8 protein-coding genes are annotated in these 9735 nt (G+C 71.3%); 2 read left to right on the top strand and 6 right to left on the bottom strand.

All coding sequences use genetic code 11. The annotated features are described in order from the left end of the window. A partial coding sequence (locus tag ACFPZN_RS25490) for a hypothetical protein (protein WP_378284683.1) occupies positions 1 to 297 on the bottom strand: 297 nt, incomplete at its 3' end. Between the two features lie 258 nt (positions 298 to 555). Then, positions 556 to 1518, bottom strand: coding sequence for a GlxA family transcriptional regulator (locus tag ACFPZN_RS25485; protein ID WP_378284682.1), 963 nt, complete (start codon positions 1516 to 1518; stop codon positions 556 to 558). Between the two features lie 99 nt (positions 1519 to 1617). Here ACFPZN_RS25485 and ACFPZN_RS25480 point away from each other — a divergent pair, with 99 nt between their 5' ends. Continuing rightward, on the top strand, positions 1618 to 2901 hold the full coding sequence (locus ACFPZN_RS25480; RefSeq protein ID WP_378284681.1) for an MFS transporter: 1284 nt from the start codon (positions 1618 to 1620) through the stop codon (positions 2899 to 2901). 13 nt (positions 2902 to 2914) lie between these two features. On the opposite strand, the gene ACFPZN_RS25475 is transcribed toward ACFPZN_RS25480, so the two are convergent. Beyond that, positions 2915 to 3562 (bottom strand): TetR/AcrR family transcriptional regulator, encoded by a 648-nt coding sequence (locus ACFPZN_RS25475; RefSeq protein ID WP_378284679.1) that lies wholly within the window; start codon positions 3560 to 3562, stop codon positions 2915 to 2917. Between the two features lie 56 nt (positions 3563 to 3618). Here ACFPZN_RS25475 and ACFPZN_RS25470 point away from each other — a divergent pair, with 56 nt between their 5' ends. After that, positions 3619 to 4461 carry an SDR family oxidoreductase gene (locus tag ACFPZN_RS25470; RefSeq protein WP_378284678.1) on the top strand — a complete coding sequence of 281 codons (843 nt, stop codon included), beginning with the start codon at positions 3619 to 3621 and terminating at the stop codon, positions 4459 to 4461. Positions 4462 to 5247: 786 nt separating this feature from the next. Here ACFPZN_RS25470 and ACFPZN_RS25465 read toward each other — a convergent pair. The 3 genes from ACFPZN_RS25465 to ACFPZN_RS25455 form a co-directional block, all read right to left on the bottom strand. Next, positions 5248 to 5652 (bottom strand): hypothetical protein, encoded by a 405-nt coding sequence (locus ACFPZN_RS25465; protein WP_378284677.1) that lies wholly within the window; start codon positions 5650 to 5652, stop codon positions 5248 to 5250. A gap of 137 nt (positions 5653 to 5789) precedes the next feature. Beyond that, positions 5790 to 7913, bottom strand: coding sequence for a tetratricopeptide repeat protein (locus tag ACFPZN_RS25460; RefSeq protein ID WP_378284676.1), 2124 nt, complete (start codon positions 7911 to 7913; stop codon positions 5790 to 5792). After that, positions 7910 to 9709: an HSP90 family protein gene (locus ACFPZN_RS25455; RefSeq protein ID WP_378284675.1), complete on the bottom strand. Its 1800-nt coding sequence runs from the start codon at positions 9707 to 9709 to the stop codon at positions 7910 to 7912. Before ACFPZN_RS25455 ends, ACFPZN_RS25460 begins: the two co-directional genes overlap by 4 nt. Between the last annotated feature and the right edge of the window lie 26 nt (positions 9710 to 9735).

Raw genomic sequence — 9735 nt, 5'->3', positions numbered from 1 at the left:
GTCGCGGCCGGTCTCACCACCCGCGCCGACTGGGACCAGGGCATCGCCGGAGACCGCGGCCGGCCGCGACGGCGGCGCCGCGGCGGTGGGCGGGGCCGGGACGACCGCGCGCCGCCGGTACACCGTCATCCCGCTGATGGGCTCGCCGAAGCCCGTGCACCGGTAGTAGACGTAGCCGTTGGCCTTGATCTCCGAGCCGACGACGACCGTGTCACCGATCGCCGGCGTCCACACCTCGGTGCCCTCGGGGAGCGGGGGGTTGGTCCACCCCACCGGTGCCGGTGTGGGAGTCGGCATGTTCTCTCCCGATTCATTGAGATGACTCCCGGAAAACGGGGCGGAAAAGTCTCCGTCCCGGTGCCCGCGCCGCCCCGCGGGGTTCGATTCCGGCCTGCAACTTACAGTGTTGCCGATGACGGACACCGGATCGTGATCAGAACCCCGCTACGGCCGGTTCCGGCCGCTTTTACGGAAAGACGATTGGTGCGGGGCCGGAATGGCGGTCGGTTGTTTCGCGGGCACGCCGCGTTTCCGTCGTGTTTCCGGCCTGGGGGGTTATCCCCGCGGCGGATCGGCGGCGAAGGCCGCCCGGTAGGCGGTCGGGGTCAGCCCGGCCCTCCGGACCAGATGGGCGCGCAGCGAGTCGGCGCTCCCCAGCCCGCTGAGCCGCGCCACCTCCCCGACCGGCAGCGCGGTCGACTCCAGCAGCTCCTTGGCCCGCTCGACCCTGGCGTGCAGCAGCCACTGCAGCGGGGCCATCCCGGTCTCCGCGCCGAACCTGCGGGTCAGCGTCCGCACACTGACCCGCGCGTGCCCGGCCAGGTCGGCGAGGGTCAGCGACCGGTCGAGGTGCCGCAATGCCCACTCACGGGTAACGGACAACGACGCCGTCCCGTTCCCCGACGAGACCGGCGCCGCGATGAACTGCGCCTGCCCGCCCTGCCGCACCGGAGCCATCACCACCAGCCGGGCGACGTCATTGGCCACGGCCGCGCCGAAGTCGGAGCGGATGATGTGCAGGCACAGGTCGATGCCCGCCGCCAGCCCCGCGGAGGTGAGCACCCGGCCGTCGTCGACGAACAGCACCCGCGGGTCGAACTCCACCGCCGGGAAGCGGCGCGCGAACTCCTCGCTGCGCCGCCAGTACGTCGTGACGCGCCGCCCGTCCAGGATCCCCGCCATGCCCAGCATGAACGCCCCGGTGCAGATCGACACCAGCCGGCGCCCCTCCCCGGCCGCCCGGCGCAGCGCCTCGAACACCCGCGGGTCGGTCTCCTCCCGGCTGTAGGTGCCCGGCACCACGATCGTGTCGGCCTCGTCCAGGACCTCCAGCCCGTGCCGGACCAGGATCTCCACGTCGCTGTCGCTCGCGACCGGGCCTGGGACGGGCGTGCAGGTGCGCACCTCGTAGCAGGGCCGTCCACCGGCGTCCCGTGCCGAACCCAGCACCAGGCCCGGAATCGTGGTGTCGAACGGCACCACCGGCGGGACCAGCAGAACAGCGACGCGATGGGTCATGGCCAGATCCTCCGGAAGATTGGCATTCCGGCCACTTTCGCACATTTCGGAAAATAGTGCACAGTGACCTTCGCCCCCCGTGCCACCTGGAGGTTCACCGTGCTCCGTCGTCCCCACCGCGCCTGGATCGTGGCGGCGGTCGCGTTCGTCGCCCTGATCGGCGCGGCCGGATTCCGCGCCGCGCCCGGTGTGCTGATGGTCCCGCTCCAGGACGAGTTCGGCTGGTCGCGGGTCACCACGTCCCTCGCCGTCTCCGTCAACCTGATCCTGTACGGCCTCACCGCCCCCTTCGCCGCCGCCCTGATGGAACGCTTCGGCGTCCGCCGGATCACCGCCCTCGCCCTGACCCTGGTCGCCGCGGGCAGCGGCCTCACCGTCTTCATGAACGCGAGCTGGCAGCTCGTCGTGTGCTGGGGCCTTCTGATCGGCCTGGGCACCGGCTCCATGGCGATGGTGTTCGCGGCCACCGTGGTGGGCCGCTGGTTCGTCCGGCACCGCGGCCTCGTCCTGGGCGTGCTGACCGCCGGGGGCGCCACCGGCCAGCTCGTGTTCCTCCCCCTCCTCGCCTGGCTCGCCGACCGGCACGGCTGGCGCTCCGCCTCCCTCGCCGTCGCGCTCGCCGCCCTCGCCGTCGTCCCGCTCGTCCTCCTGGTCATGCGGGAACGCCCCGCCGACGTGGGGCTCCTCCCGTACGGCGCCACCGAACCCGAACCCGAGCAGCCCGCCCGGGGCAACGCCGCCCAGGTCGCCCTGTCCGCCCTGCGCACCGGCATGCGCAGCAAGGCGTTCTGGCTCCTCGCCGGAGGCTTCTTCATCTGCGGCGCCTCCACCAACGGCCTGGTCGGCACCCACTTCATCCCCGCCGCCCACGACCACCACATGCCCGAGACCACCGCCGCGAGCCTCCTCGCCCTGGTCGGCGTCTTCGACATCGCCGGCACCGTCGCCTCCGGCTGGCTCACCGACCGCGTGGACAGCCGCAAACTCCTGGCCTGGTACTACGGCCTCCGCGGCCTGTCCCTCCTCACCCTCCCCGTCCTGTTCGGCGCCAGTGTCGAGCCCAGCATGCTGGTCTTCGTCATCTTCTACGGCCTGGACTGGGTGGCGACCGTCCCCCCGACCATCGCCCTGTCCCGCGAGGTCTTCGGCCCCGTCCAGGGCACCGTGATCTTCGGCTGGATCTTCGCCGCCCACCAGCTGGGCGCCGCCGCCGCGGCCGCCGTCGCCGGCCTGATCCGCACCGAACTCGGCACCTACACCATGGCCTGGTGGGGCGCCGCCGTCCTCTGCCTCTTCGCCGCGGCAATGTCCATGACCATCCGCACCCCCCGCCCCACCGTTCCCCACCCCGAGCCCGAACGCGAACGCCCGGTGGCCACCTGAGCCGCCCGTGCCCTCAACGCCGATGCCCGGGCGGATGGTCCTGCGGCCCGGAACCGTCGATCGGGTGGTCTGTGAAGCCCCATTGGAGTTTGCGGAGCGCCTCGTCGACGACGGTGTGGGGGGCGTGGACGCCCGGGGGCTGATCGGCCCACCAGCTCATGGCGGCCATGGTGGTCGCGCTGATCGCCGCGCTCAGGACCTCGGCCAGTGGAGGCCAGGCGTTGTCCGGTAGCCGTCGGGCGAGGAAGTCGCGGTTGACGTCGGTGCCGAGCCGTATCCGTTCCGACACCGCGAGTTCCGGGGTGGCCGAGACCAGCCGCACCGCCGCGCGCAGGTGCTCCTGATCGGCGGCCATGTCCCGCAGGGAGGAGCAGATCGCCCGGCGCAGCACGTCCATGGGCGGCTCGTCGGGGTCGGAGGCGTCCAGGACGGCTCTCCTGTCGTCCAGGACGCGTTCTATCGGGCTCCAGACGATGTCGGCCTTGACCGGGAAGTAGCGGTGCAACGTGCGCACGCTGATGCCCAGTTCCCGCGCGAGCTCGGCCATCGTGCACCCGGCGTATCCGCGTTCGGCCAGCAGTGCCACCGCGGCGGGGCTGAGAGAACCCGGGTCGGCGGCCCGTCTCGGCCTGCCACCGCGATTGGGGACTGTACCCGTCACGGGCACCAGTCTAGGGTTAGGGTTTTGACAGAGTCTGCCAAAATAGGAGTCCCCTCATGCCTGACGAGGTCATCGTCACTGTCGGTGTCGGCGGTATGGGATCGGCCATCACCCGCCGGGTCGCCTCGGGATCCCGCGTGCTCCTGGCCGACTACGACCAGGAACTGCTGGCCCGGGTCCATGCGGAGTTGGAAGGCGACGGCTACCAGGTCACCTCCGCCGTAGTGGACGTCTCCTCCCACGGCTCGGTCACCGACCTCGCCCAGTCCGCGGCCGACCTCGGGCCCGTGTCCCACCTGATCCACACCGCCGGCCTGTCGGCGGCCAAGTCCGGCGCGGCGGCGATCCTGAAGGTCGACCTCGCCGGCGTGGCCTTCAGCGTCGAGGAGTTCGGCAAGGTCATCGCGCCCGGCGGCTCGGGCGTCGTGATCGCCAGCATGGCCGGCACGCTGGCCGCGCCCCGGCTCACCCCCGAGATGGAAAGAGCGCTGACTCTCACCCGGGCCGACGAACTGCTGTCCCTGCCCTTCCTCAACTCCGACCTTGTGCGGGCCCCCACCGACGCCTACCTGGTGTCCAAGCGGGCGAACCAGTTGAGGATGGCGGCCGCCGCGCTCGCCTGGGGTCGCCGCGGCGCCCGCATCAACTCCATCAGTCCCGGCATCATCTCCACCCCCCAGGGCCGTGACGAACTCGCCGGCGATTCCGGCGCATCGATGCGCCGGATGATCGACGGCTCACCGGCCGGGCGCATGGGCACCTCGGGCGATATCGCCGCCGCGGCGGCCTTCCTCCTCGGCCCCGACGCCGACTTCATCACCGGCACCGACCTGCTCATCGACGGCGGCGCCGCCGCCGCGATCCGCCTCGGCGCGATCCAACCCACCCAGAGCCGCTGACAACTCGCAACGCCCTCGACACCTACGAGGCGGAGCAGTACGGCCCCCGCAGGCTCTAGGGCGAGGTGACCGACGCCTACGAGTGGTGGACGGCCTCTGGACGCCCCGACCGCGACCGGCACGGCATTACCGTCACCCAGAAGCCCAGAACATCTGGCTAGAGCACCGTTTGAGCAACCATCGGTCGCTCACCGTCTGGGTCACGGTGTCCTTTCGCGTCTTGCTGTCCTCGGTGTACTCAGTCGGTTTGTTGACCTGCTTGGTGCCGGTGGGTTTCCCATGCTTGCCCATGGATCGGATTGGGGCAGGGGGCACCGCGTGGTCCAGCCCCCAGGGGCGATGGGTCTCGGTGGGTGCCTCGAGGCTGACGGGCACCGGGACCGGGCAGTCCGAGTGGACCGATCGCGCGGGTTGACCAGGGGGCTTTCATTCATCACGAACGTTCCTTCCATGAGGAGTGGGGGATCCCGCCGCCGCGCTTACGGGCGTGGGCACGTCCCGCCCATGCCTTGTCCAGCGGCGTCCGCGGGATCTGGCCGGTCATGCGGACGCTGCCGGGCTGATGTGAGGTTGTTCCGCGTCGGTGAGCGCGGGGCGGGACAGCTCCGCCAGCGCAGGCAGCGACCATGGGCACCACGGCGTTAGCGACTCCTCGGGGACGCCGTAGGCCGCCTTGGCCTTCCGCTGCCACAACGCCGCCGTGACCCGGCTGACAGCCCAGTCGTACGCGGCCCGAGCGGCACCGCAGGGACCACGAAACCGGGCTGCGGCCGGAACTTCTTCATCTCATACGCCGACCTCGATCGGGTGGGCGTCGGTGCAGCGAACAGACGGCTCGGGCGCGATCGGTTCTCCGGTGATGGTGTCCGTGCAGCTCGCGGCGAACATCTGCTGTTCTGACAACGGGTGGAGGCGGCCATCGGCGATGTACCACCCCCGCACCTCCTTCACCGGGATGCGAGTCCCGTTCGCCAGCGTCTGACTGGTCTCGGCGGTGAAGGTGCGCAGGACGATGCTGGTCTCTTCGCCCGCTTCGATGGCTCGGAGGAGTTCGTCTATGACCCCTTGGTGCTCGACGGAGTAAGCCCCGTCGTGGAGCTGATCGATGGCAGTCGACCAGCCGTTCCCAAGGGTCAGGATGTGACTTGGGCCCCCAGCGGGCTGTGTGAGAGCGGACAGAATGTCGGTCATTGGGTGGTGACCCCCTCTGCTCGACCGGGAGGCCCGGAGACGGAACGTGTCTCCGAGGTCGCGCTGCGTACATTGTCGAGCGGGGGAGGGGCCTTGTGCAGGGGTTTTCCCTGGGTGGGGTGTTCTGCTTCGTTCTACTAGCGGAGGTCGTCCAGGAGGGATTGGGCTTCGGTCAGGTCGGCTTGGTGGTCGTTGTCTTCGGCGGGTTCGTGTAGGGCGCGTTCCAGGGCTGCTTTGGCGTGGGCGGGGGTGCCCAGGTCGTACCAGAGCTTTGCGGCCATGAGTTCGCAGCGGGTGACGAAGGCTCGGTCGGTGGTCTCGCGGAAGGTCTCGGCGGCGAGTTCGGCCTCGGTGGCGGCCTCCTCGGTGCGGTCGTGCGTTGCGAGGATCCGGGCGCGGTCGTACTGCAGGACGGCCAGTTCCCAGGTGCTGCGCTCCTCGTCGTGCGGCAGGTGCTTCACGACTTCGCGTGAGCGTTCTGCGAAGGCCAGGGCCTCGTCCAGGTCGCCGGCCCAGGAGTGGGCGAGTGCCGCTTGGCGCAGGCATACCGCCTCTTCGAAGAGGTCGCCGGTCTTGGCGAACTGGGACGCGGCCTCGGTGTAGCGGGCGGCCGCCTCGTCGTCGCGGTCCAGGGCGCCGAGGATCTCGCCTTCCTTCTTGGCGACGCGGCCGAGCGTCCCGGGCTCGGTGGCGCGTTCGGTCATCTCCGCCAGCATCCGCAGCGCGTCCTCGGACTGGCCGAGTTCGGGGTAGGCGCAGGCCAGCACCCATCGGGCCTGCATGCCGGTGTACTCGGCGTCCTTCTCGGGCGGGACGTCGGGCAGCGCCTCCTCGGCGCACTCGGCCGCGTCCAGGTGGCGGCCGACGGTCAGGTACGCCGTTGACAGGTCCACCCGGGCGAACGCGGCCAGCCGGGTGTCGCCCAGGGCGGTGAACCGGGCCGCGGCCTCGATGAACTCGCCGATCGCCCGGTCGGCGGAGCCGGAGTTCAGCAGGTCCTCGCCTTGGCGGGCGTGGGCCAGGGCCTTGTCCAGCGGGCTTTCCTCGAAGGGTGCGTCTTCCTTGAGGGCGTCCGCGATCTCGGGAAGTTCGGTGGGGGTTTGTTCGATCTGCTTGCGGCGGGCGGCCAGGGGGGAGAGGGGGAGCTCGTCGACGAGGGGTGTCTCCTGGATGATCGCGTGCATCCGGTCGTGGAGGTGGGTGTTGCCGCTGCGCTCGTCGTACCGGCCGGCCAGCTCGGTCACGTCGCGGAGGAGGTCCTCGTGCAGGTCGGCGAAGGTCCACTCCTCGTCCTCCTCGTCGGGGACGTCGGGGTTGGCGGGCCAGATCAGCACCTCCTCGCCGCGGCCCGCCTCGACCAGGGTGCGGAACAGCAGCGCCGATGCCGACGCCAGTTCCAGCTCGTACAGGACGGTCGGGGTGTCCTCCAGCAGGCGTAGGTGTTGCCGGAAGATCTCCAGGCCCCGTTCGGTGTTGCCCGACAGCACGCAGAACCGCAGGTGTTGCGCCACGTCGAACTCGTCGTCGTGGTCCAGGCCCCGGTAGGCCAGGCGGTGCGCGTCCCGGGCCTCCTCCAGGTCGCCGGTGCGCAGGTAGCAGTTCTGCAGGATCTGCAGCACGTCGGCGGGCTGGGAGTCGGTGTCGCAGGGGGTCTCGCCGGTGATGATGGGCTGCGCCACCGCGATCGCCTCCGCGTCCCGTCCCAGGCTCGCCAGGTAGCGGACCTGGTAGAGGCTCAGGCAGGCAGGGCAGGCGTACTGGGGCGGTTCGCGGTGCCGCAGCGTCGCCAGGGCGCGCTCGCCCATCTCGGCGTCGCCGGTCACCTCGGCCAGCAGCAGGCGGATCGAGTGGACGGTGTGCAGATCGTCGCGGTCGGGACGGCAGCGTCCCTCCATGTCGTCGAACACCCCCCGCACCAGCCGCAGCGGGTACACCACCATGAGCGTCAGCACGATCCCCTGGGCGGCGAACTGCCGCCACAGCATGTCGAGCAGGTCGTCGTCGAAGCGGTCCGGGTGCGCGGTGTAGAGCCCGACGCAGCGGGTGAACGCGGTGACGATCGCGTTGACGTCGTCGGCGTTCTCGGCGGTGAGCATGAGCGCGTCGACGAGCGCGAGCCGGGCCTCGATCTCGACGTCCAGCAGGCCCGCCGCCTCGGCGTGCCGCACCACGTCCCGGACCGCGTCCACCTGCGCCTCGCCGGGCGGCATGTCGTCCGCCTCGGCGAGCAGGCCCGACAGCTCAGCCGCGGTGTAGGTCATGTGGGGTCCTCCACGTTGTGCACGGCCCATTCGACCAGGCCGAGGAAAGAACGGTTCAGCGTCGCCGTGTCCGCGGGCCGCATCGGGTGGTGTCCCTGCAGCAGCGCGTGCCCGTACATGGCCTCCACGACGAGGCGGATCAGCAAGGGGTCCGCGAGGGTCGTCACCCGGCGGACCAGGGGGTTGTTGTGGTTCAGGATCAGCTGGGGGCGCTGCGGCCCCTCCTGCTTGGTCTCGTCCAGGCTGTCGAGCATGTCGGCCCAGGCGCCCTCGGCCGAGTCGATGGCGGCCTGGCGTTCGGCGCGGCGCGTGGCTTCGCGGCCCTCCAGGTAGAGGGCGGGCAGGGCGACGGGCTCGAACGCGCGCACCACGGGGTCGCAGCCAAGCCGGTCGAGGGCGCGGCGGGCGTGCGTGAGGAACTCCAGGACGGACGTCTCGGCGTCCGGATCGAGCGGGTCCATGCGCGTCGCCAGCTCGGCCGGGTCCAGGCGTTCCACGCGGATCTCGGGGTCGAGCAGCGGGAGCCGCTTGAGGATCTCGGCGTCGTAGGCGTAGCCCGCGTTGACCAGGCCCATGCCCTGCGCCGCCGCGACCCCCGCGAACTGGCGGAACTCGTCGACTCCGGCGGTGTACCGGATCCCGCCGTGCCGGCGCCGGAACTCGGCGAGGGGCATCTCGCCGTCGCTGGTCTCCACCGGCAGCCACCGGTCCACCAGCCGCAGCATGTCGGTGTCGGTCACGGCCAGCGCCTTGACGCCGAGGTGGTGGACGGACAGGAACCGGTTCAGCCGGGACGGGGCGGTGGTGGACAGCCGCACCAGCCAGGCCCGCAGCTGCTCGCCCAGTGCCTGGCGGGTCTCCTCCAGGAGGTCGTCCTCGTAGAGCTGCTCGCGGTCGGCGGTCGGGCGCAGTTCGCCCGCGTCGACGACGCAGCGGGCGAAGAACGCCCAGTCGGGGAGGAGGCGCTCGACCCGTTCGCCGAGCAGCATCCGCTTGAGGTAGACGCGGTGGGTGGTGCGGGCGCTGGCGGGCAGCGGCGTGGGCAGGACGAACGCGACCCCGGTCAGCCCGGCCGCGGGGACCTTCAGGTCGATGACGTCGAACGGGCGGAACTCCATCGCGGTCTCGGCGTAGCGCAGCAGCTCCTCCCGGCGCGCCCGCGGGTCGCCGTGGTCGGCCTGCCAGGGCGGCGGGCCCTCGGTCACGAGCCGGTCCCCGACGGTGATCGGGTACGGGAGCAGGGAGCCGAAGTGGCGGGCGAGGTGCAGGACGGTGTCGTCCGACAGCCAGTGCTCGGAGCCGCGGCGGGCGCGGAGCGTGACGGTGGTGCCCGGCTCGTTCCGGGGGACGGCGGACTCCTCGACCGTGTAGTGGCCGTCGGCGTGCCCGACCCATCGGACGGTCGCGGCGCCGTCCCCGGCGGCGGCGCTGCGGGTGACGACCTCGACGTCGTCGGCGACCAGGAAGCACGACAGCAGGCCGATGCCGAACTGGCCGAGGAACTGCTGCCGGGAGAAGCCCAGCTCGTCGCGCTTGGAGGAGCGCCCGATGGTGGCGAGCAGCTCGTGCACCTGCGCCTCGGTGAGGCCGACGCCGTTGTCGTGGACGCGCAGTGAGCCGTCCCCGGTGACCGAGGGCGGCTCGATCGCGATCCGCGGGTCGGCGGGGCGGTGGGCGCTCAGCGCGTCCACCGCGTTCTGCAGCAGCTCTCTCAGGTAGGCGCGCGGGCTCGGATACAGGTGGCGTCCGAGCAGGTCGACGATCCCCCGCAGATCAACGCTGAAGCTGTGCCGCACCGGTCGACGCCTCCCGCCTGTGACCC

The sequence above is a fragment of the Actinomadura rugatobispora genome (assembly GCF_042656285.1).
Lineage (GTDB): Bacteria > Actinomycetota > Actinomycetes > Streptosporangiales > Streptosporangiaceae > Spirillospora > Spirillospora rugatobispora.
This window is presented reverse-complemented; position numbering and strand designations above follow the sequence as displayed.